The sequence below is a fragment of the Sphingobacterium sp. HJSM2_6 genome, from assembly GCF_049316305.1.
GTDB lineage: Bacteria > Bacteroidota > Bacteroidia > Sphingobacteriales > Sphingobacteriaceae > Sphingobacterium.
The window spans coordinates 21,771-44,073 of sequence record NZ_JBMOXB010000008.1 but is presented as its reverse complement, the minus strand read 5'-3'; the positions used below and the strand labels follow the sequence as shown (position 1 = coordinate 44,073).

The window sequence follows — 22,303 nt, the reverse complement described above, 5'->3', positions numbered from 1 at the left end:
TTTTAAATTAAAATCTTCCTCGATTTCAATTAATCTTAAATATTTTCACTCATTTATCAACGAAGTAACTAATAAACTGTTCAAATGTTAGTTTAATCATTCATTTTAAGTTTATGTTTAGAGAAAGTTCACGAAAATGTATTTGCCAACTTGAAATTAAAAAATCGGTTAATAAATTCAACAAGGAACAAGTCATCTGCAAAATGGACTGTCAAAATCCCACTGAATTGCCTAATCATTTCAAGAAGCCTATAAGTAAATCAGTACCACTAATGCTATTTGCAAATTTTTAAAAATACTTGATCTACTATACGCTGTGAAGTTCGTAAGAAGGTTACAGAATTATTTGGGGTCTTTACATGCTTCGGATTATGTTTCCTTAATAAGGATGCAATTTTAATAGGATCCGCGTCAAAGGTTTAAGCATCAAATAATGAAAATTGCTAAAACAAAATAGCATGAATCAGAATTTGATAGAATACCTAGTTGAAAACATATAAAACCATTGGATCTTTAAATTGTTCCATATATAATCCCATGTAGTCCCCCAAGGTTAGCTTAACCGATCATTTTCACATGTTTTTTCATCCTATTATGCGTACAAAAAGAACTATTATAATATCAAATAGACTGCCCATTCGAATAGAAAGACAACATGGAAAATTAAATATTATTCCAAGCGAAGGTGGTTTAGCAACAGGTCTAAATTCTATATACCAAGAAGAAGGTAGTTTATGGATTGGCTGGCCAGGCTTTGTACCTCACAATGAAGAAGAAAAATTAGTAGTTACAACACAGCTCGCCTCTTTGAATCTAATTCCAGTATTTCTTACAGAAGGCGAGTTGGAAGGATACTATGAAGGTTTCTCGAATGAAGTATTGTGGCCTATTTTTCATTATCACCCATCCTATGCGGTTTATGAACAATTCTATTGGGAAACCTATAGTACAGTTAATGAAAAATTTGCGCAGAAAATATTTGAACAAAACTTATTGGATTCCGATAAGATATGGATTCATGATTATCAACTCATGTTATTGCCCCAATTAGTTAGAAAACATAATGCAAAATTAGCCATAGGCTATTTCCAACATATACCCTTTCCGCCCGACGAATTATTTCGAGGAATACCTTGGCGGGATGAATTACTTCAAGGACTTTTAGGAGCTGATTTAATTGCTTTTCATACTTTCAACGACACTCAACATTTTTTGAATGCCTGTACGCATATCATTGGCACACCTATTCAAAATAATTACTTACGAATTGGTGGGCGAAGTGTGTATGTTGAAGTATTTCCGATGGGGATTGATTACGAAAAGTTTCATGAGCTTGCTCAATCAGTGGCCATACAAGAACGTGCCTCCGAAATTCGTTCTTCCTATAAGAACCAGAAATTCATATTAAGTGTAGATAGACTTGACTACAGTAAAGGTATTCTTGAACGTTTAAAAGCTTATGAAAGTTTATTACAACATTATCCTTCATTAATTAATCAAGTTGTACTCTATATGTTAGTAGTTCCCTCGCGAGATACAGTTCCCAAATATAAAGAACTGCATGATGAAATTAATCGAATTGTAGGACATATCAATGCTGTTTATGGTACAAATGAGTGGACACCCATATCTTATTTTTACAACTCATACAATATTATGGAATTATCCGCTTTGTATGTCTCAGCAGATATTTGTCTTGTTACCTCACTTCGAGACGGTATGAACCTCGTTTGCAAAGAGTTTATTGCTAGCAAAGTAACCAATAATGGTGTTCTCATTCTGAGTGAAATGGCAGGAGCTAGCAAAGAACTAATCGGTCCGTTATTGGTAAATCCCAATTCAATCCATCAAATAAGAGAAGCTATCCGAACAGCCATCAATATGCCTTTAAATGAACAACGGACACGGCTAGACGACAGTTTAGAAGTCGTCAAAAAGTTCAATGTTAGACATTGGGTCAAAATATTTTTTAAACGATTAATAGAAATTAAATCTATACAGAAACAAGAAATAGCGCGACGTATTAGCCCCGAAATAATTAATAATATGCTCTCCCAATACAATTCTTCAAAACGAAACTTATTCTTTTTAGATTATGATGGTACCCTAATTAGTTTTAATAAAGATGCAGAAGCTGCAATACCAACACATCAACTAAACGAAACATTAGCACAATTACAAGCTAATCCAAATAATCAAGTAGTAATTATAAGCGGACGCCCTAAACAGACATTAGCTAATTGGTTTGCTCAAAAAAAATACTTCTTGGTAGCTGAACATGGGGCATGGAGCAATTATCCGGATTATCAATGGCACACTAAAAATCATATTTCGACACGATGGAAATACCCCATCAAACATATCATGTCCAAATTCGCAAATATAACTGCTGGTGCATTTGTAGAAGAAAAAAATTATTCCTTAGCCTGGCATTACCGTAAAGTGCAAAGCGGATTAGGAAATCTTCGTTCTTTAGAATTGGTAGACAATCTGCGCTATTTATTACCTCATCATGGATTGCAATTGCTCATGGGTAATAAGGTAATTGAGGTAAAAAACAGTGAGTTGAATAAAGGAAAGGCAGCTATGGAAATTGTGAATCATTTTCAACCTGATTTTATTTTTGCAATTGGTGATGATGCCACGGATGAAGATATGTTTTTAGAGTTACCCAAAGATACATTTACGGTAAATGTTGGTGGAAGAAAATCTGCAGCTAGATATTATATTGAATCCCAATTGGATGTATTAGATCTTATCAAAAAATTTACTAATCCAACTCACAAATAGATTAAGCCTACAATATGAAAAAAGCTAATAATATGACCAACTCAAAACATGTATACAAAAGTGGAATAATTGGCAACTGTTCTTATATTGCTCATGTCAATTTAAATTCTAATATCAGTTGGCTATGCTGGCCAACATTTCAAGATTCTTTTGTCTTTGGAGGCCTTCTAGATGATAAAATAGGAGGAGAATTTTCTATACGACCAATTAGTGCTGTAACATCCAGCCAACAAGAATATATTCAAAACACAAATATCCTGTGTACAACCATTCAAAGTCTGGAAGGTACATATAAAATTACAGATTTTGCGCCAAGGTTCGAACAGTATGAACGCTATTTTAAACCTTTGATATTGATCCGAAAAATTGAACCTATTGAAGGAAGGCCTATTTTACGAGTAACCTGTAACCCTGTACTTCAGTACGGTAAAGAAAGGTTTAATAAGCATCGAGGAAGCAACCATATTCAATATGAACATGGGGAAACTAAATTACGTTTAAGTACTAATATGCCTATCAACCATTTCTTTGATTACATACCGCATGTATTAAGTAAACCTATTTATTTATTACTAACTTTTGGCAGCCCTTTTGAAGCGCCGCTTGAGCGTACTTGTGAGGAGTTCTTAGGTAGGACGATAATGTATTGGCAACAATGGGTAAAGAATGCCTCTATACCTTCCTTTTATCAAAAAGAAGTAATTCGTTCTGCACTAGCTTTAAAGCTTCATCAATATGAAGACACCGGTGCAATTATTGCCGCGAGCACGACCAGTTTACCCGAATTCCCTGAATCCGGTCGCAATTGGGATTACCGCTATTGTTGGCTTCGGGATAGCTATTATGTGCTTACCGCATTAAGCCATATGGGTCATTTTGAAGAAATGGAAAAATACGCATCTTATATTGCCAATATTACACAAACCGATACCGGAAGACTTCAACCATTATACGGGATTCTAGGGGAAAAAAAAATTGAAGAATCGCATTTAGATCATCTTGAAGGATACCTTGGCAACAAACCTATTCGAATCGGCAACCAAGCTCATGAACACATTCAGAATGATGTTTACGGACAAGCGTTAATTGCTTTATTACCGTTATTTACCGATCAACGTTTTAAAAATCAAAATAAACTTGTGACCAAGGAATGGACAACTTATATTTTAGCGAAAATTGACGCCACAATAGATGAAAAAGATGCAGGGATTTGGGAATTTAGAAATTTTCAACAAAGACATTGTTATTCTAACTTATTTCAGTGGGCAGGAGCGACTGCTGCCTTAAAAATTGCAAAACAAAATGGCTTTTTAGAGATGGAACAAATAGCTCTAAATTTACAAAAAAAAGCTGCAACATATATCGAATCATGTTTTGATCAGGAAAGAGGTGTTTATACAAATTCCATAGAATCTTCCAATCTTGATGCCTCCACGTTACAACTTATCCTGATGGGGTACCTTGATCCAAATTCCGAGCGAGCTCGTCAGCATTTAATACAACTTGAAAATGAACTAAAAGGTAATATGGGCCTTTTCTATCGCTATCTCCACAAAGATGATTTTGGAAAACCTAAATCTACCTTTTTAGTTTGTGCTTTTTGGTATGTTGAAGCGTTAGCTTGCGTGGGTAGATTAGACGAAGCTCAAGAAGTATTTCAACAATTATTAGCATTTGGTAACCATCTCATGTTGTTTAGTGAAGATGTAAATGAAAATGACGGAAGCCAATGGGGAAACTTTCCTCAAGCATATAGTCATGTTGGGTTGATGAATGCGGCCTATCGCATTGCTATTAAATTAGATAGACCTACTTTTTTTGAAAGTGAAGAGCTAACAAACAACTCAAATGAATAATGTTATATCAATCCTAAAGTACAAAAATGAATTTCCAAGAATAATTATTGAACCTCATTATTCAGCTTTAAATAATGAATTTTTTACTGACAAAATATTCCATTAATACAAATATCTAATCAACCATTTTAAAACATTCAATGTTAAATAACTACAAACCAAACCTTGAGCGACGCTAAAAATATACCTATGGAAACCAGGAATTCATTGCCAGCAGATATTGCTCAACTATTAACAAGGTTGCAGACGCATTCCTATAATATCCTAGTGGAAGACAACGCTATGAATAGTGCGTTCACAATTCTCATATGTAATAATGAACTACTAATTCGGATTAAACTCCCAAATGGGCATTATTTACTGCAAAGACCACTTTCAAACTTCTTCGTAGTAGCTAAGGATTTAGAAAAAATAGAAATAAAAAAGCATCCGTTTTCAACATACAGAATTAAAATTCAAACTCAATTCGGAGTTTTTCAGCTTTATTTCTCCTTTATTGTCGAAGACACGGGTGTTTTTCTGTTGGAGACTGAATTAAAATTAGTAGTAAAACGTGCTATTAATTGGAAGAATCCCAACAGAGATATAATAATTTGTACTTCCAATTATACTGATCCAGCATGTCCTACACTACAATTGGACCAAAATAATGCAAGAACTGGAGCATGTTTCACAGATTTTGGAAAAGGGAAAAGAGGTTGTCTTTTCTATTTACAGGATTTGGGTGCTTTGTTTCCCTATACTGAAGTGACTGAATCCTCATTAAGGGATTGCGTTAAAATAGAATGGCCACAACTTGGATTTATATTACCATCGGTTATTTCAGCATTAAAGATTCAGAAAAGCTATCTATTAAATAAAAGCTTTATTATCTATCAACCTCATAAACCAAAAAACAGCATACAAGCTAACTCATTATACATCAAATCATTACACATCCTGTATCCAAAATTAATCAAACCCAAGATAAAAGAATTTAATTTAATAGAGTACACAGAGAAATCATTGCAGGATTTGTTTGACCACAAAGGATGTTGGAAACAAGTAGAAAAATGGAGTTACTTAAATGCCTACATCAATAATTACAATACCCCGCCTGAAAGTATGGTTCAAACTGCTATTTTAAAACCATTATATCAATACCAGCAACAATTTCGTTGTAGTGAAGCTTCTAAAATCATAGAACATCTATCCAGCAATTTATCGACATTCTACGACGAATCCTTAGGAATAATTCATCGCTGGCTTCCGTCAGAATCCTATCTGCTGAATTTTGATGAAGAACATAAACAAGCTTTCATTATGGATAGTTGGTATCTCCACTATCCCCTACTTCAACTTGCCTATTTATTTGAAAATGGATTAGAAGATCCTCGGCTACGAAAACAGTTCGAAAAATCTTTGATTTATCTACGAAATATCGCAAGGAACTTCGACTATCAGTGGCCCATATTTTTCCATATTTTCACTTTAAAAGTTATTAAAGGTGAGGGCAATCCTGGTATATATGGTCAAAAAGATGTGGCAGGATTGTATATGCTGATTATGCTAAAAAGCTATAAATTGTCTTACCGAAAGAAGGATCTTAATGAAGCAATTCGTGTAGCAAATAGTGTTAAAAAAGTAGCTTTAGAAAGCTTGTATCAATCCAATAATACGGCTTACATGGCAGAAGCATTACTAGAATTGTACAGTTTGCGGTCAGATTCAACCTATCTGAGAGCTGCAGAGATTTGCTTGGGCAACATCATACGTAATTGCGCTATATGGTATATGCATTATGGTAATGCAAAGGAAAGAAGCTCCTTTTTTTCCCTTTTTCCGCTCAAGGAATCATCGTATGCAGCTGCTTTCGAAGAACATGAGACGCTCGCGAGCTTTCACCGAATAATGCATATCCTATACCAACATAAAATAAAGCTTGATCTGACTCTTGTTTTTTTTCTTAATGAATATATACAATATGCATTAGCACGATTACCTTACTATTTTCCACCGTTAATTCCTTCAGAAATTATTGCGGATCAATGTAAGAGTGGATACGTAAATCCAACGCTTTGGATTCCTCTAGAAGATCTCGGGGATGGCTGGGAAGCGGTTGGGCAAATAGGTCAAGAAATTTATGGGGCAGGATTGTTTTTCAACCTGTGTAATTATCACGTTATTAAACTGGAAAGCGATAGCCATGCAATTTGTTCACTTCCTTTTATCCTCAAAAATACTAATAAACCACAAATAAAGGTATTAGGTGCAGAAAATCAAGAAGGAATATTATGGCTCAACAATAAAAACAAAAACAAAATCCTAGTAGAAATAAACAAAAAACCTGTCCTCTTAACTTCGTCATGCGCCATCAAATCAAACGATATTATAAAATTTTTTACTAAATAATTCACTTATGAAAAACAATAAAGTATTGATCACAGGAGGCACTGCAGGAATAGGCAGAGCGATAAGTATATTATTAGCAAAACATGGATACCAAATTTTTTTGATTGGTAGAAGCCGAAAAAAAATGAATGATCTTCTTCAGGATTTAGAAGAATTAAACTTAGCTGATCAGTTTGTTTTTTCCCTAACCGATGTGACCGATTTAACCATATTCGAAAAGCAAATCATGGACTGGGAAAATCAATACGGTACATTTGATGTGCTGATTAATAATGCAGGTATCGGATACGATACGGTTCTTGGAAAATCCATAAAAGATATCCAATATTTAGTAAATACGAACCTGCTATCTTATATGTGGCTAGCAGGGCACATCGGTGAGCAGATGATAATTAATGGGATAGAAGGCTACATAATCCAAATAGGTTCCATGAGTGCCACTACTAAAGATGCTGAAAGCTCGGGCTATGTTGCAACAAAATCCGGTATTCAAGGATTTAGTGAAGCATTACGAAAAGAACTCAATCCTAAAAATATTCGTGTTGCATTAATTGAACCAGGATTATGCGGCTCCGATATGCAGTCTACATCTCCAAAGGAGGAAATTGTATTACAAGAAAAACTTGAAATGTTAAAGGCAGAAGACATAGCAGATTTAGTATTAACAATTTTGCGCTTAGACCCACGTATTGATGTATGCGAATTAAAAGTTAAGCCACTGAAACAAATTATTTAATTGTACACCTCTAATAATAAAAATTATTAAGAGATTGCCATAACCCATATAAGTTTAGTCATAAAAATTTTCCCTACCTGTGAGATCGCTCATCATTTAGCGAGCAGGCAGAAAGTTTAATTGTTTTAATGATTATAGAATCTAAGATAGCCGAAAATTCTTATTCATTATGTTAGGCATATCTCGCAATAGAATATTGAATTTACAAAATTACATACAAATTTTTCTACCTTCTGATAAATGGAGAAAAGTATTAGATTTAAAATTTCTATGCTTTGGTGTAATACTTTAAAACATTTATTTATGTGCTTGCATGGTCCTATTACTCACATGCTAATTATGAATACTTAAAGAAATCGAGGAATCAAATAAATTTGCATATAAGAGAGTTTGATTAACCTTGTAATAAGAAGATTTACTTTCCTTGATCCGCGTAAACTTAATAATATATTTTTTGAATATATATTTTAAAACAGTAATACTATTGGTTGTTTAAATTATGAAGGTTTGTTATCAGGAGGAAAATTAAAAACATCCATATTGGCACTAAATTTCGGCAAAGTGTGAAAAGTATGAAGAGCATTCCTAGATTTGGTAGTATTTAATGAGAGGTAAAGAATATTATCTCATCTCCTGAATCTAAATGTCTATAGCTAAGGGATAAATGATCGTTTAATCCATGAAGCTTTTCAAAACACAAATTCTTTTCATAGGCTTTTTGAAGCTCTTTTAGTTTTAATAATACATCTTCACTATTCGAACATAATTGATAGACACTTTCAACAACAGTACCATTAGACGTATTCTTTATACTTTTTATTATTTTTAGCTTATTTAAAATATCCAATTCCATACAATATTCATTTTAAGAAAAATAATATTAATAATTTCTTTTGAACGTTTTTCGAACAGACCAAGCAATCGCGATTGTTGCAATCACGTATCCTGCAAAAACCTTTACAAATTTTAATTTATCATATTTCCAAAGGGCACCCCCCCCTTTCTCTAAATAAATATTGGGAACTTTTCCCTCTTTAAAATCAGCTAAAATTCCTTCAATCACATTTATACGATCTGCAATCAATAAAGGAACCCAATGTCTATAGCGTGATTCACTATATTTAAAAGCATACCGACGCAAGATACCACTCACACCTTTAGGAGGTATGGTTTCCCCAAAAACTGCAGAATAAAAGGGTCTTTCATTTGAATGAAGGATCTCCATTTGGGCAATTTGCTGTTCAGGCCTTGAAGGTTTCACACCAGAATAACGATCTCGCATTGGATAGGTAGGATCATTTCGTTTATCTTCATCTATTCCCCATCCATTGAGTTTATTTAAATTTTTTACTGTTTTATTCATGACTAATATCTTTTTTAATTAGGGGATAATAACTGGTTTAATACATTCATCCAATTTCGATGAAAAGATTCGATAACCATCTGCGATTTCTGCTAGAGGAATTCGATGGGTAATTATATCTTTTGGACTTAGAATAGCATCTTGGATGTGTTGAATTAACTTAGGTAACAATCTTTTAACGGAAGTCTGATTGGCCCGAACTGTTATACCTTTATTCAAAACATTTCCTATAGGCACTAAATTATCAGTAGGACCATAAACACCTACAATAGATACAATACCTCCTTTTTTTACCGAATTTATAGCCCAATGTAAAGCTGTAGCTGAACCAGCTTGTACAAGTAATTTTTTTCCAGTTAATGTTTGTAAAGCATTACCACAAGCATCAGATCCAACAGCATCTATACATACATCTGCACCTAGCCAATTCGTAACATGTTTTAAAAACAAAACAGGGTCTTCAATTGATTTGAAATTATATACTTCACAGTTTGCGTACTTTTTAACGAAATCTAATCTATAATCTAGATGATCAATCACTATTACCCGTTCAGCTCCAAATAACCACGAACAGCGTGCTGCCATAATTCCAACAGGTCCAGCGCCAAATACTACTACGGTATCACCTTTTTGAATCCCACCCATTTCCGCAGCTTGATAGCCCGTAGGTAATACATCAGTTAATAATAAAGCATCATCATCATCCATATCCACTGGAATAATTGTAGGCCCAAAATCAGCATATGGAACGCGCACATACTCGGCTTGTCCACCTGCAAAACCTCCAGCAATATGCGAATATCCAAATATGCCCCCAGCGGCAGTAGACATCGTATTAGATTCGTGACAATTAGCATATAAACCCTGCAAACAAAAAATACATTGACCACAAGAAATATTAAATGGAACTAACACTTTATCACCTACTTTAAGATTATCCACTGCGCTGCCCAACTCTCGGACTATACCAATGAACTCATGACCAAAAGTACTTCCAACGCGAGTATCTGGGACCATGCCGTGATATAAATGCAAATCAGACCCACAAATACAAGCTCTTGTAACTTGGACAATCGCATCGCGAGGATGCCTAATTTCAGGCATTGGTTTTTCATCTACTCGCACTCTAAAAGGACCTCGATAGTTCATTGCTTTCATAAACGTTGTTTTTAAACATGAATATTAAAAGTATTTTACTTATATATAAAGAACCTATAGTTTCAAAATTAAGTTTAAAAATAAACCACGAAAACGTATAAATATTTCCATTATCCGTACTTATACTCGAATATGTAAAACATCATTATTTAAGACAACAAATTAAACCACTCATTTGTTCATACCTCAAAACGTTATGGTTTATGAATAAAATTCCAAAACAAACGGTAGGGAAATCCTTAGATTATTCGACACAATTAACTTTTGCTAATGAAACAGAGGCATATCATAAGTATCGTAGTGTTGTTAAAAAGTTATTGACTGTCAATAGTTGGAAGAAGATTGCCAATGGAATATCGGCGGATTTTAAAATAGTTAATGATAAAAATGAAATTCAATCACGAAAAGTTAAAAAAAATGACTTTATACGAATTGATATTCCTGGACTAGGCCTACCTTCAGGTGGAGGCTATGATTGGGTAAAAGTAACCGAATTGCAAATTCAAGATCATAATAATAAAAGAAAAACATTTATTTCCTTGCACCCTTCGCCTAGTCCTATAACCAATCAAGAAGATATCGCTCACTTTTTTAAGCATTTCTCTTCCTCAAATATTCTAATCAAGCAAGAGAATAATATCTTAAAATTACAATATGCTGGACGAAATGAAATCATCAATACAAACAATGATCAATTAATAGATAATATCAGAAACTTTTTAGTCGGTTTTGGAGCAAAACTAGGGGCGTCCTATCCCCAATGGAAAGCTCTAATAGATGGTTTAGCCAAAAAGTAGTTCTAGTATGGATGTATAAATATATTCAGGTAAAAATATATTAAAGATTCCTTATAAATTTTCATTAAAATCACTTCTATAAACTTCGGCTAAAATAATAACTATTGGGCTATGAGTTTTAATAGCCCAATAGTTACCCAGAAATCTACAAAGTATTAATCTTGGTTATTCCGTGGATTGGGTCCTGCTTTTTTTTCCATATTTTTTAACGTTGTTTCTTTAAATTCAAGAAATGCGTCTGCCAAATTTTTTAGTTCGGGATCTAAACCTGGAGCAAATTCTTCGGGACGCTCGACCCCAATCGAATTAGGATAACTTACTTTTGGCTCAGCCATGGTTATTAACTCTGATCCATCGTTGCTTGGGGAGGAACCTTTGAAAATTTTGTCCATTTCTGACCCATCCAAGCGGAAAGTATATTGTTCCCTATGAATACCTTGATCCATCAACTTTTTTACTTCAGGATATACGGATGAATCAAATTTTGGAATTGGCAATACTTTTCCCCAATCAACTCCTAATGATTCCAATGCTTTCGCAAAAGCCAATTGATGAGCTTCATCTCGTACGATCAGAAAAGCAATCGTAGACCTTAAGGTTTTATTGGAAGACATTTGATAAATACGCGATTTTTGTATACGTCCAGTAGATTCTAATACTAAATTATCCATGAGATCCAACACCAAGTTGCCGTGATTATGTACATAGGATCCACTCCATGGATTGCCAGCCGCATCTACTGGTAAGGCAGATTGCGCCCCAACAATAAAATGATGTGGATTTTGTGCTTCCTTGGCTTGGTTCATTGTGGCCTTCCCCCCTGCACCAGGTGTATCAATTTTATTCCCATGGTATTCAGGAGCACCATCCAACAATTTAGATATCGTCTTTGTAATTAGTTCAACATGACTAATTTCCTCTATTCCTACACCTTGAATAAGGTCTAAGTAAGGAATGCCATTACCGCGAAAATTAAAACTTTGGAACAAGTATTGCATCATGGTGCGCATTTCTCCAAATTGCCCGCCAAGTCCTTCCTGAAGAGCATTCGCCGCTGAAGGATCTGGTTGATCATCCACAATTGGATGTATAAGATTTTGAACATGGTAAAACATAATACTAAAGTTTTTATAAGTGAATATTTGTGATTTACTAAACATTGAACATCTTATATATTGCAATCGTTCAAATGGATTACTCTTTAAGTATTTATGCTGAGTTTAGGTATTTTACTCGTAAAAGGTCATGTAAGAAGAGGATTACCTGTTAAAGCCATCCTCTAATTTTAAAAACATGACATCATTCTAGGTATTTAAAAATGAAGCTAATTATTAATTAATTGAATATATTTAAACTGTTAGTTTACAGGAGTTGGAAGTATTATTGAGTCGCTAGATAAAGTATCTTGACTTATACTATCATTTAAATCTTGTCCATCTTGGGGCATCGTATTTATAGAATCAATGGAACGTTCCTTTTCTGAAGAATTATTATTGGTACAGGAAAATAAACTTAACCATATAATATTTGAGCTAATAATTATCCTAAATTTTTTCATAATGATATTGTTTAATTTATTCTTATATAATTAGGAACAATATTTCTATAAAATAGTTGAGTTTTTGTAAATATTATATTAAATTCCACTAAACATGTTCAGTTCTGGACCATTTATCTAATGGTATCTTAATTGAAACAATTAAAACCATTAAAAAGTTAAAATTCAGAAAATAACGTTTTTATTTCTTTCTAAAAATTTGAAGGAGTTAACGTAATTTTTGGGAAATTCTGAAATTCAGATGAACCAAAAATGTAATATATGAAAGAATGCAAATAAACAGCAAGAATTTTCCATATCATTATTTTGTATTAAATCAGAATAAAATCAGCAAAAACTAATTATGAATAAAGCTTATATTATACAATTCACTATTTCTAAAGTCGTTCCATCCAAAATTTTTTCTGAATCTTTTAATGAGTAACTTCAAAACACATTATTGAATTAAATTATGTTGTGCTGCAAATTTAATTAGTTCGGCAGAGTTTCTAACCTTTAATTTATTTATGAGATTTTGCCTATGACCTTCGACCGTACGTTTACTTAAAAATAAATTATCAGAAATTTCCATATTCGTATAACCATCACTTATTAATTGCAAAACTTCTAACTCTCTTTCTGTTAAATCTAAACCTAAGTGATCTATTTTCTTATTATTTCCAGTATTAGTACAAGTTGCCAAATGATTCATCATAAGCAATGACAATTCTTCACTCACATATTTACCACCTTTAGCAATATGTTTTATTGCAAAAATTAATTCTTGATAGCCTACATTTTTCACCAAATAACCTTTAGCACCTTTACTAAAAGCATCGATTACTTGATCAGCGGTATTTAGCATGGATAATAGGATAACATGAATATTGGGATATTTCTCACCTAATTCTTTGGTTAATTGTATCCCATCCATCTTAGGCATATTAATATCAGATATAACTATATCAGGTTTTGTAGAATCAGAAAGAATTGTTAATAATTCTAATCCATCTTTTGCCTCATTTATTATCTCAAATTCTCCAGAAGAATCTAATAAAAGTTTTATGCCATTTCTCACCACAACATGATCTTCAACCAAAATTATTTTAATCATATATTAATAAAAGTTTAGTATGTTTTTCCTAAATGACTCAAATAAAAAACAAAAAAAAATCAAGATTGTTTGTTGGAGATAGATTCAGAATTTTACAAATTCCTTCTAAACTAAATTACCTATCCATGTAGTTGTTAACTTCTTGTCAAGTCTATTTAATATATGAATAGTTAAGGTTCTAAATATTTGAAAACCAAGTATAAAATATTTTTCAAACTCAAGAAATTATAATTTTGCACATATTTCTACTTATTTCATCAACTATTTTCATTAGGATGAAAATAATTTCAATAACAAAGAAAATCTATCGCTCGCCACAAGCTGTAATACCTAATTAAAACAATAAGAAAAATTATTTAAAATTAAATTGTATTAAAATATTAGTGTTCAAAATAAATAAACATGAAAAATTAAATTACAAATTAACTTTTTTGAATATTTTTTTATTTAAATGAATAGTATTACATTTAGAATACATCTTCATTAAGACTCATCGTAATTTGAAAACTATAAAAGTTCAAAAGTTTGGGCAGCTCATTATTTTAGATTTAAATTTAAATATTGTAGGAATCACCCATAATTTCAGCTGTTTTATTTCTAAACCTGTTCAACCCTTATTAAATCACTCTTTTGATGAATTATTAAATATTTTATTTAAAAAAACTTACCATAAATTAAAGAAAACAGTAGTTGAATTTTCTACAGGACAACAACCACGCGCCTTATTAACTAAAAAAATAAATAACATCACCTACTATATAAAAATTAGCAAAGTTAAATCTTTAATATACCTCGAATGGGAACCTCAGTATCGGAAGAAAATTTCAACCTCAGATTTAAATGAAATAGGTTTTCTTTTCGAACATAATTATTCCAACAATTGGAACTATGTCTGTAAAGCAATAAATAAAATAATTCAATATGATCGTGTTTTTGTGCTTCAAGTACAAGAAACAGGTCATAGTAAAGTTTTGGCAGAGAACATATCTCCTTCCTGCATTTCATTCGCAAAAAAAGAATATTCACGTCATTTTTTACCCGCTGATTCCATACCCTATTTCGATAGTATACCTTACCGATATCTTCCTTGTATTAATGAGGAAACGCAAGATTTATATAATATATCCACCGATATTGATATCAATAGTACTCAATTAATTAGTCCTTCCAAAATTCATTTAAAATTTTTAGAATATCTTGGAGTTCAGTCCGCGATTTTTTTTCCACTTTTCTTGCAAGGAAAGTTTTGGGGACTTGTAGTTGCACATAATTATATCGAAAAAATGGTCGATCTTCAAAATCGAAAAATTTGTACGTTTATTGTTCAAAATGCAATGAGTAAATATGAAACACTCGTTAAGCAAGGACTTTTGGACATCAATCAACAAGTACGCGAGTTTCAGACAACGTTATTCCAAAGACTCACTCAGCACAAAACAATACACTGTGCCTTGATCGAATATATGGACAACTTACGTTTAATGCTTAAATCAGACGGAATTGCAATATACAATGAAGGAGATATATATTTCAAAGGTTTAACACCTTCCTCCAAATTATTTTATGATATCATTCATTATTTGCAAAAATCAAATGATAAAACCATTCTTTTAGATCATAATTTTAAAAAAAATCATAAACATTTTTTCGAAGAAGAATTGCCATTTGCTGGTTTAATTGCCTATAATGTTGACAAAAGCAAAGGATATTATATATTACTTTTTAAAAGAGAGTCCATCACTTCTGAAACACAACTTCAACTTTCGGAGAATCATCCACTAGGAATATTTTGTTGGGATAAAACAATCTATGATTCAGCCATCCCTTGGGATGATCAAGAAATCAACTTATTAAATTCATTACAAATTACACTTAATGATTCTCTTATGCAAAACTCTTTAGAGAGTAAGAGGTTAACAAAAAGTTTAGCAGAACTCAATAATGAATTGGAGATGTTTACCTATACTCTCTCGCATGATCTTAAAAATCCTTTATCCATCTTAAAAATGGGGATAGAATTTTTAAAAAATCAACATGACGATTTAGAGGCAGCTATTAAAACAAGGTGGTTTCATACACTGGCTTCTGGTATTGAAAATATTGAAGATATTATTGAAAATATCATTAAACTCTCCCATTCCAAAATGGAAAAAATGCAAAAAAATCCAATAGCACTTGCTTATTTAATTCGTAAAATTATGGAAGAGAATTTATTAATTTATCAATACAATTGTGAGGTGGAATATGACTCTTTACTACCGGTTTGGGGAGAAAAAATTGCAGTGTATCAGATATTCTCCAATATTTTAGGCAACTCTATAAAATACACACAGAATTCACAGCACCCTAAAATTCTTATTACCAGTACCGTTATTACCAATATGGTATGCTATACCATATCTGACAACGGTATAGGAATTCCAGCGTCTGATCTAGAACATATTTTTGAAATGCTTTCGAGAGCTAAAAATGTTCAACACTATAATGGCAGTGGTATTGGTTTAGCGTTAGTAAAAAGAATTATGGAAAGACTTGGTGGGAAAATAGAAATATCCTCAATTGAAAATGTTGGAACGACAGTAAAATTGTATTTCCCTATCGTTAGCGAATTTCCAGCTGTATTGTTAGAATCCACTTTTTAAGATATTAATCCGACTGGACAAAGGGTCTTGAATAGCACCAATAATTTTATTTATTTCAAGATACGAATTTAATACAAAACTATGTAAAGTCGATAATCTAGGATCTTGTAACACTTGAAAATAAAACATTTTTTGTTTATTAAAATTTACCAATAAATTTTCAACAAGAATATGAGGAGCGTTGATGGTATCGGCCATAGTCACCTCTATTTGTTCACTTATCATAAAATACTGGTTTAAAGAAAGATCCAATGGTTTTCGAACACATAAATCCACTAGTGGCTGTTGTGTCTCCGAATAAAATCGTTTAATTTCGCTAATCATATTCCCATTTTCTTCTTCTTGATTAGAACGCAAAGCGATATAATTTTCCAATAAAATAACTCCCTCCGTGCGTAATAAAATAATTTCCTTTAAAGTCCTTATTTCTTTTTGATTTTTTATAAAACCTTCAGAGCAACTAAGGAAAGTAATCACCGTACAAAACATTAATATAATCAACCGCATAACAATTTAATCTTTTCCTATTGAACACTGTTGAATGTCTAATTGTTGAATGCAGAAATTTATTTATTAAAAACAGGTGTAAATACTCTTTCGCTCAAATGAAAATAATTTATTTAATGTTCCAATAGTATTTTTACTGTTTCAATAACGTATAAATCGCGACTAAAACGCGGGAAGTACCACAAATGAAAGTTTAAACACCTAAAATATCCTGTAAAGAAAACTTTTGCAGAATATTTGTAGTTAATCAGCTACAAATCAAACATATTTTTCATGGAAAACAGAATATTTAACAATCAGTTATTAGAGTATCAGTGCATACTCAAAGGCTTAGCAAAACGCTTTACAAAAGATCAAGAAGCAATTAATGATTTGGTACAAGAGACCTTCTTGAGAGCTTTGAAATATATGGATCAGTTTATACAAAATCCTCAGGTTGTTTCTTGGTTATATGTGATTATGCGCAATGTATATATCAATCAATACAAGCGATTACAACATAAACAAAATTATGAAGATATTGTTTTTCATTATGAGCTTCAAAGTGCTACGATAGAGCCATTTAATGAAGATATATCGGATAAACGCATGTTGCTAAATGATATATCCAAAATAGTAGCCAAGCTTCCATCATCGCAAGGAAATATGTTTAATGATTATGTGAGTGGTTATAAATACAGGGAATTATCTGAAAGGTATGGAATTCCAGAAGGCACCATAAAATCACGTATTCACATCATAAGAAAGAACCTTCAAAAACAGTTAAATATGAACGGTGAAAAGTAGTTAATTAATTTTAAGCAGCGTCTTTTTTGAACCGCTGCTTAAAATTGTCCGTTCCTAAAAAAGGTTTACAAAAGGTCTAATACGGGGAATGCTTTACAGTTTTTGTAGAGGGTTATATTTATAAAATATATAGTTTTCTTGCATCTTTTTATGTTTTTTTCTGCAGTTTTTCCAACGCTTGATTAGTGGCTTTTCTGATGTATGTGCTACTGCAGGAGTTAGGTAGTCGCAACTCATATGTGGTCTAAGGTGATTATAAGATTCAATGCTTTTAGTTACTTCCAGCAATGCCTCACTTCTGGACGAGAAGACGCGTTTTAGCTTGAATTCTGTTTTAAGGATGCCATTGACTCTTTCTGCAATTGGGTTCTCATAGGCTTCTCCGTTCTCAGTCATACTGATTTTAATACCAGCTTTTTTTAATCGTAGAATATATTCGAAACAACAATACTGTACTCCACGGTCTGAATGATGGATTAAGGAATCTCCGACAGATCTTTCCTTAAGCGCCATTTTTAGTGCATTTACAACACCTTGTGCCGTTAAATAAGGATGAAGGCAATAGCCCATAATCTTCCTTGAGTAGGCATCCGTGATCAGTGAAAGGTAATTAAAATCATAACCCACGGAAATATAGGTAATATCAGAAACCCACAGTTGATTACTGTGCTCAGGCTTCAGTTCTTATGTTAAATCCGGATATTTTAAGTATGAATGATTGGACTGAGTAGTGCCTGGACTTTTTTTCTTTTTTCTATCAATCAACAACTTGTGTCTGCGCAAAAGCGTATATAGTTTATCTCTGCCCATAGTAATTCCATTGCTGCGAAATGGAGCGTAAAGGCATCTATAAAGTTTATGCCCACCCAATCCTGGGAGTTCTCTCCGAACCAGACGTACCATCTCCAAGGCAAGATCATCCTGGGAGTTCTTGTCGCAGAGATGCCAGATGTGATTATAATAAGCCTGCCGGGTCTTACCAAACAATTTACAAAGCGGTCCGACCCCCATCTTTGTAATGCGTTTCTCTTTGATCAGCTTTATTGTTTGGTACCACCCTTTTTTCGGATAGGGACTTAACTTTCCTTTTCAGCATGGTCAATCATCGCATTAAGACCATAAATAAGCACATTCGCTTTCTCCAATGCTTTTTCCAGATCCTTGATCCGCTTCTTCAATAAAACAGTGTCTTTGGTATTTGGCTTTTCCATAGGAACTAAAGTTACGGCTCCTTTTTCTAATTTACTCTTGTAGTTGTTAATCCAATTAATCAAAACATGAATGTTGGGCAAGTCGTATTTCTTAGCAACTTGGGCGGCTGATACATTTTTGTAAACCACCAACTCTACCAGTTTTTCTTTAAATTCCTCAGGGAACTCAAATCTTGATAATGATTGTTCTTTCATCTTACTTTAAGTTTTTCTACAAAACTGTAAAGTTATAGGCGTATAAGACCAATTGATAAATTCTACTCGTTGTTCTTTTTTCTATTGGCATATTCCTTGGTTAATTTAGTATTTCATTCGGTAGTCCTTGTTGTAAATTCACTCCACCATCAGCATCAACTCCAATAAATTTTACCAAATTCTCCATATTTCTTTTGTTAAGAACATCCATATCTATCATATGTAACACTGAATTAATCTATAATCATTATTCAAAACTATAATAGTTAAAATATAAAAAAACATCATTATTTATTGAACAACTAGATTCTACTATCGTTCAAATTTGTATTTAATAACAATGGATAACTGAACAAAAACTCATTTTTATTTCTTCTAAAAATGTTCCTGTAAAATTATAGTGCTTGCGGTTGTTTGATAAAGGCTATAATGGGCGATGATCAGTGTTTTGTAGATTGACTTGAACTGATCAAGCTTCTTGTAGTTTTCTTTCATCAGAATAAACACGGCATCGGAATCGGTTTTTACTATAGCTATTGCGATTTACTAGTATTTCAGATGCTCCTCAATTTCTGCAATCGGAAAAAGTAATCCTCTTCAAGCTACTTGAGCAGCTTATTAGTGGATTTATCTTTTCCTTTGAACTTAGCATTGATCGGTTTGATGTTTTCTTGTCACTGTGCACTAACGATGGCCTTGCTGATTTCTGGATTGCCTAATGAAGAATGGTCTTTGGTGAGCTGCACGTCTATTTCCGAAACAATCGATGCAATGTTTGACGTCAATTTTACCTTATTTTCAATCGATTTCTTCCTAAGATATGTATAACAACCAGCGGCCTTTTCGATCTAAGTAAGATCTACATATTAGTGAGCTCTCCAGCTGACCAATTCCATGCCCATCAGCATCCAAACGATACTGGCAAACAGCTCTTTTATCTATCTGTTAAGACGCTTTCCTCTGTAATAATTGATTTTAAAATAGTCAGGTGCACTGTTACCCGAAAGCCGCAGGAATTAGGCGTTCTCTTGTTAGTCGCGCTCCATCTTTTAGCAAAAATAAGTGTTGCTTGAATAAGCGTAGACTAATTTCTTGATGAGCATCCTGGGATTTAAAATAGTCGTGCCCCAACCTTTATACTAACGGATAATATGCTCCAGATGATCTGGTCAACAACCTAACTCAACAGCTGAACCTGGTGGTTCACTGGGATACGATCAAAAATATAGGGAAAAAGACTCGGAATATTGAATGGAAGCGATTTGAATTCTATGTTCCTATAGATTTTTGGGTGCATCTTAAGAACAAAAACAGAAAAAATCCGCATTTTTTAATGACAGAGTTCTTGAATTAAGAGACCTTTTTAGATAGCCTCTTCACGAAGAGATTTCACAAACCGATAATTTATATTATTTGTGAGGTAATGAATATCAAATAGGATGAGGTAGCCGTTTAGAAATATAGCAGACAAGGCACTATCTAGATTAGCCATGTATTACCGAAAAGGGGGTAAACACATACATTTTAGATTAATAGCCCATGGTTGAATGCTTATGTATAGATATGTTTTTTATAAAATAAAAATTACAATTATTTAAAATTATCGTTAAACCTTTAGTTTGTATTTTTTTCTAAACTATTAATGAACTATTTTTTCGACCAAATGATTTTTTTATGAAAAACCTTTTATTGTTATTTTTTGTCTTATATTTCACACAATTAATGGCTCAAGAAAGAGGAGAAAACAATGTAATAAAAATTAATAATACTTCTGAATTAGAAGCTTTTGAGGGAACATTAGAAAGATTGATAGTAAGTCCATATTTTATAGAATCTGTTGATAAAAACTCCAGATTAATACAATGCAAATACCTTTTAAAAGATAAAAGAATAATTTCAAGAAAAATTGGAGATATTATTCATTATAACATTCTTTTTAGAAATACAAATGATGGCAGTACATTCATTTATATTCAGGCAAATAGAACCGAAAAGTCGAGATCAGGTGGAGTCGATGTATCAGACCATTATAATGATGATTTAGGTATCACTGTAGATAAAAAATATATTGATTCTTTGGTACAATTTATTATAAAAGGATTTGAATAATAATATTATTTTATGAACTGAAAAAGAAAATTTCCTCGATTTACTAATTTATTTACAATCTATTGAACCTAAAAAAAGTATAAATACATTCCCAAATTTTCTGGAATTAAATAAGTATGAAAATTAAAATAAAAAAATACCACTTTAACTAAGTGGTATTTTCGTCCATTTTAATCAATTAATTACTCTGCTTTAGAATTTAAATTTGTATCGGCAAGTGATGTTAGTTTTTCATCGCATGCTTTTTCTTCCTTTAGAGTTTTTAATAATATTTTCAAGGCTTCTTTATGGCCTAAAACTTTAGCAAAAGCAGCTAAGGTACCATAGGTTGCTATTTCATAATGTTCAACCTTTTGTGAAGCAGCAATGATACCGGCATCTCGGACAGAACCAACCTCTGTCTCCTCCATAATGCCTTCACCTTCCTCTAATAATCCAGCCATTGCATCACATTTTTCCGCTTCCGCTTTTTCCCCTATTGATTTAAAAACATCTTCCAATCGAGAAACATGTTCTTTAGTTTCTTCCAAATGTGATTGAATTGCAGCTTTCAATTCCTTTGAAGTTGCATTCTTTTCCATTTTAGGAAGAGCTTTTACCAACTCCTTCTCTGCCCAATAAATATCCTTTAATCCATCTTCAAATAAATCTTGCAAATTTTTGGCTGCGTCTGTTTTAGCCTTTACTTTAGTTTCTGTTTTTGTGGTAGCCATAACATTTAAAAATTTAATTCAATTTTATAACAATCTAACTAGCAAATTGTTTCAATAAATAAAAGTATTTACCGGCAAGAATCTTTATATTAAAAGCTTTCAAACAAATAGGAATAAATAATGTTATACCTATACACTAATATATAATATTATGGACTCATTAGATTTAAAAGGACGCTGGAACGTGTTAAAAGGTAAAGTTAAACAACAATACGCTGATTTAACAGATGACGATTTATTATATGCTGAAGGGAAAGAGGATGAGTTATATGGAAAGCTTCAAAAAAAGACCGGAAAAACTCGTGAAGAAGTTCAATCCTGGTTGAAAGATTTAGATAAAGATTAACGTTTTTGTTTTATGCTCATTAATTAAAGCCTAACAACCTAGTTAGGCTTTT

Annotated in this window: 20 protein-coding genes; 10 read left to right on the top strand and 10 right to left on the bottom strand. The window is 32.5% G+C overall.

Annotation, left to right across the window (positions count from 1 at the left end; genetic code table 11):
• Positions 1–576: 576 nt before the first annotated feature.
• The 4 genes from ACFRAE_RS08795 (at position 577) to ACFRAE_RS08780 (ending at position 7,773) form a co-directional block, all read left to right on the top strand.
• Positions 577–2,790 carry a bifunctional alpha,alpha-trehalose-phosphate synthase (UDP-forming)/trehalose-phosphatase gene (locus ACFRAE_RS08795; RefSeq protein WP_422796773.1) on the top strand — a complete coding sequence of 738 codons (2,214 nt, stop codon included), beginning with the start codon at positions 577–579 and terminating at the stop codon, positions 2,788–2,790.
• A 14-nt stretch (positions 2,791–2,804) separates the two neighbouring features.
• Entirely contained in the window at positions 2,805–4,646 is a 1,842-nt protein-coding gene (locus ACFRAE_RS08790) for a glycoside hydrolase family 15 protein (RefSeq protein WP_422796772.1), read from the top strand.
• Positions 4,647–4,835: 189 nt separating this feature from the next.
• Positions 4,836–7,037: a hypothetical protein gene (locus ACFRAE_RS08785; RefSeq protein WP_422796771.1), complete on the top strand. Its 2,202-nt coding sequence runs from the start codon at positions 4,836–4,838 to the stop codon at positions 7,035–7,037.
• A gap of 7 nt (positions 7,038–7,044) precedes the next feature.
• A complete protein-coding gene (locus ACFRAE_RS08780) occupies positions 7,045–7,773 on the top strand; it encodes an SDR family oxidoreductase (RefSeq protein ID WP_422796770.1) in 729 nt (242 codons plus the stop codon).
• Positions 7,774–8,374: 601 nt separating this feature from the next.
• On the opposite strand, the gene ACFRAE_RS08775 is transcribed toward ACFRAE_RS08780, so the two are convergent.
• From ACFRAE_RS08775 to ACFRAE_RS08765, 3 genes are read right to left on the bottom strand one after another with little or no spacing between them, the layout of a single operon-like run.
• On the bottom strand, positions 8,375–8,626 hold the full coding sequence (locus tag ACFRAE_RS08775) for a hypothetical protein (protein ID WP_422796769.1): 252 nt from the start codon (positions 8,624–8,626) through the stop codon (positions 8,375–8,377).
• 27 nt (positions 8,627–8,653) lie between these two features.
• A complete protein-coding gene (locus ACFRAE_RS08770; protein ID WP_422796768.1) occupies positions 8,654–9,136 on the bottom strand; it encodes a hypothetical protein in 483 nt (160 codons plus the stop codon).
• Positions 9,137–9,154: 18 nt separating this feature from the next.
• Entirely contained in the window at positions 9,155–10,294 is a 1,140-nt protein-coding gene (locus tag ACFRAE_RS08765) for a zinc-dependent alcohol dehydrogenase (RefSeq protein ID WP_422796767.1), read from the bottom strand.
• Between the two features lie 203 nt (positions 10,295–10,497).
• Between ACFRAE_RS08765 and ACFRAE_RS08760 the strand changes: the two genes are divergently transcribed.
• Positions 10,498–11,091 (top strand): hypothetical protein, encoded by a 594-nt coding sequence (locus ACFRAE_RS08760; protein ID WP_422796766.1) that lies wholly within the window; start codon positions 10,498–10,500, stop codon positions 11,089–11,091.
• Between the two features lie 155 nt (positions 11,092–11,246).
• Here the strand turns inward: ACFRAE_RS08760 and ACFRAE_RS08755 are convergent, their stop codons facing one another.
• Positions 11,247–12,206, bottom strand: coding sequence for a manganese catalase family protein (locus tag ACFRAE_RS08755; RefSeq protein ID WP_422796765.1), 960 nt, complete (start codon positions 12,204–12,206; stop codon positions 11,247–11,249).
• Positions 12,207–13,085: 879 nt separating this feature from the next.
• On the bottom strand, positions 13,086–13,742 hold the full coding sequence (locus ACFRAE_RS08750) for a response regulator (protein WP_422796764.1): 657 nt from the start codon (positions 13,740–13,742) through the stop codon (positions 13,086–13,088).
• A gap of 500 nt (positions 13,743–14,242) precedes the next feature.
• On the opposite strand from ACFRAE_RS08750, the gene ACFRAE_RS08745 reads away from it, so the two are divergent.
• Entirely contained in the window at positions 14,243–16,384 is a 2,142-nt protein-coding gene (locus ACFRAE_RS08745) for an ATP-binding protein (RefSeq protein ID WP_422796763.1), read from the top strand.
• On the opposite strand, the gene ACFRAE_RS08740 is transcribed toward ACFRAE_RS08745, so the two are convergent.
• On the bottom strand, positions 16,367–16,891 hold the full coding sequence (locus ACFRAE_RS08740; RefSeq protein ID WP_422796762.1) for a hypothetical protein: 525 nt from the start codon (positions 16,889–16,891) through the stop codon (positions 16,367–16,369). The two genes, ACFRAE_RS08745 and ACFRAE_RS08740, sit on opposite strands and share 18 nt — an antisense overlap.
• A gap of 273 nt (positions 16,892–17,164) precedes the next feature.
• Between ACFRAE_RS08740 and ACFRAE_RS08735 the strand changes: the two genes are divergently transcribed.
• Positions 17,165–17,677: an RNA polymerase sigma factor gene (locus ACFRAE_RS08735; protein WP_422796761.1), complete on the top strand. Its 513-nt coding sequence runs from the start codon at positions 17,165–17,167 to the stop codon at positions 17,675–17,677.
• A gap of 93 nt (positions 17,678–17,770) precedes the next feature.
• Here ACFRAE_RS08735 and ACFRAE_RS08730 read toward each other — a convergent pair whose 3' ends face one another.
• Both ACFRAE_RS08730 and ACFRAE_RS08725 read right to left on the bottom strand, forming a co-directional pair.
• Positions 17,771–18,358, bottom strand: coding sequence for an IS3 family transposase (locus ACFRAE_RS08730; protein ID WP_422796885.1), 588 nt, complete (start codon positions 18,356–18,358; stop codon positions 17,771–17,773).
• Positions 18,359–18,753: 395 nt separating this feature from the next.
• On the bottom strand, positions 18,754–19,083 hold the full coding sequence (locus ACFRAE_RS08725; protein WP_422796760.1) for a transposase: 330 nt from the start codon (positions 19,081–19,083) through the stop codon (positions 18,754–18,756).
• A gap of 606 nt (positions 19,084–19,689) precedes the next feature.
• Between ACFRAE_RS08725 and ACFRAE_RS08720 the strand changes: the two genes are divergently transcribed.
• Positions 19,690–19,911 (top strand): hypothetical protein, encoded by a 222-nt coding sequence (locus tag ACFRAE_RS08720; RefSeq protein ID WP_422796759.1) that lies wholly within the window; start codon positions 19,690–19,692, stop codon positions 19,909–19,911.
• Between the two features lie 535 nt (positions 19,912–20,446).
• On the opposite strand, the gene ACFRAE_RS08715 is transcribed toward ACFRAE_RS08720, so the two are convergent.
• A complete protein-coding gene (locus ACFRAE_RS08715) occupies positions 20,447–20,575 on the bottom strand; it encodes a hypothetical protein (RefSeq protein WP_422796758.1) in 129 nt (42 codons plus the stop codon).
• A 182-nt stretch (positions 20,576–20,757) separates the two neighbouring features.
• On the opposite strand from ACFRAE_RS08715, the gene ACFRAE_RS08710 reads away from it, so the two are divergent.
• On the top strand, positions 20,758–21,192 hold the full coding sequence (locus ACFRAE_RS08710; RefSeq protein WP_422796757.1) for a hypothetical protein: 435 nt from the start codon (positions 20,758–20,760) through the stop codon (positions 21,190–21,192).
• Positions 21,193–21,374: 182 nt separating this feature from the next.
• Here the strand turns inward: ACFRAE_RS08710 and ACFRAE_RS08705 are convergent, their stop codons facing one another.
• Positions 21,375–21,905, bottom strand: coding sequence for a ferritin-like domain-containing protein (locus ACFRAE_RS08705; RefSeq protein ID WP_422796756.1), 531 nt, complete (start codon positions 21,903–21,905; stop codon positions 21,375–21,377).
• Positions 21,906–22,056: 151 nt separating this feature from the next.
• Between ACFRAE_RS08705 and ACFRAE_RS08700 the strand changes: the two genes are divergently transcribed.
• On the top strand, positions 22,057–22,251 hold the full coding sequence (locus ACFRAE_RS08700) for a CsbD family protein (RefSeq protein ID WP_422796755.1): 195 nt from the start codon (positions 22,057–22,059) through the stop codon (positions 22,249–22,251).
• Positions 22,252–22,303 lie beyond the last annotated feature (52 nt).

What these genes read in the sequence shown, in the direction of transcription:
- ACFRAE_RS08710 (WP_422796757.1), top strand. Translation starts at nt 20,758, where the DNA reads ATGAAAAACCTTTTATTGTTATTTTTTGTCTTATATTTCACACAATTA.
- ACFRAE_RS08740 (WP_422796762.1), bottom strand. Translation starts at nt 16,891, where the DNA reads ATGCGGTTGATTATATTAATGTTTTGTACGGTGATTACTTTCCTTAGT.
- ACFRAE_RS08715 (WP_422796758.1), bottom strand. Translation starts at nt 20,575, where the DNA reads ATGGCTAATCTAGATAGTGCCTTGTCTGCTATATTTCTAAACGGCTAC.
- ACFRAE_RS08795 (WP_422796773.1), top strand. Translation starts at nt 577, where the DNA reads ATGTTTTTTCATCCTATTATGCGTACAAAAAGAACTATTATAATATCA.
- ACFRAE_RS08760 (WP_422796766.1), top strand. Translation starts at nt 10,498, where the DNA reads ATGAATAAAATTCCAAAACAAACGGTAGGGAAATCCTTAGATTATTCG.
- ACFRAE_RS08780 (WP_422796770.1), top strand. Translation starts at nt 7,045, where the DNA reads ATGAAAAACAATAAAGTATTGATCACAGGAGGCACTGCAGGAATAGGC.
- ACFRAE_RS08705 (WP_422796756.1), bottom strand. Translation starts at nt 21,905, where the DNA reads ATGGCTACCACAAAAACAGAAACTAAAGTAAAGGCTAAAACAGACGCA.
- ACFRAE_RS08765 (WP_422796767.1), bottom strand. Translation starts at nt 10,294, where the DNA reads ATGAAAGCAATGAACTATCGAGGTCCTTTTAGAGTGCGAGTAGATGAA.
- ACFRAE_RS08770 (WP_422796768.1), bottom strand. Translation starts at nt 9,136, where the DNA reads ATGAATAAAACAGTAAAAAATTTAAATAAACTCAATGGATGGGGAATA.
- ACFRAE_RS08755 (WP_422796765.1), bottom strand. Translation starts at nt 12,206, where the DNA reads ATGTTTTACCATGTTCAAAATCTTATACATCCAATTGTGGATGATCAA.
- ACFRAE_RS08790 (WP_422796772.1), top strand. Translation starts at nt 2,805, where the DNA reads ATGAAAAAAGCTAATAATATGACCAACTCAAAACATGTATACAAAAGT.
- ACFRAE_RS08775 (WP_422796769.1), bottom strand. Translation starts at nt 8,626, where the DNA reads ATGGAATTGGATATTTTAAATAAGCTAAAAATAATAAAAAGTATAAAG.
- ACFRAE_RS08735 (WP_422796761.1), top strand. Translation starts at nt 17,165, where the DNA reads ATGGAAAACAGAATATTTAACAATCAGTTATTAGAGTATCAGTGCATA.
- ACFRAE_RS08700 (WP_422796755.1), top strand. Translation starts at nt 22,057, where the DNA reads ATGGACTCATTAGATTTAAAAGGACGCTGGAACGTGTTAAAAGGTAAA.
- ACFRAE_RS08725 (WP_422796760.1), bottom strand. Translation starts at nt 19,083, where the DNA reads ATGAAAGAACAATCATTATCAAGATTTGAGTTCCCTGAGGAATTTAAA.
- ACFRAE_RS08785 (WP_422796771.1), top strand. Translation starts at nt 4,836, where the DNA reads ATGGAAACCAGGAATTCATTGCCAGCAGATATTGCTCAACTATTAACA.
- ACFRAE_RS08750 (WP_422796764.1), bottom strand. Translation starts at nt 13,742, where the DNA reads ATGATTAAAATAATTTTGGTTGAAGATCATGTTGTGGTGAGAAATGGC.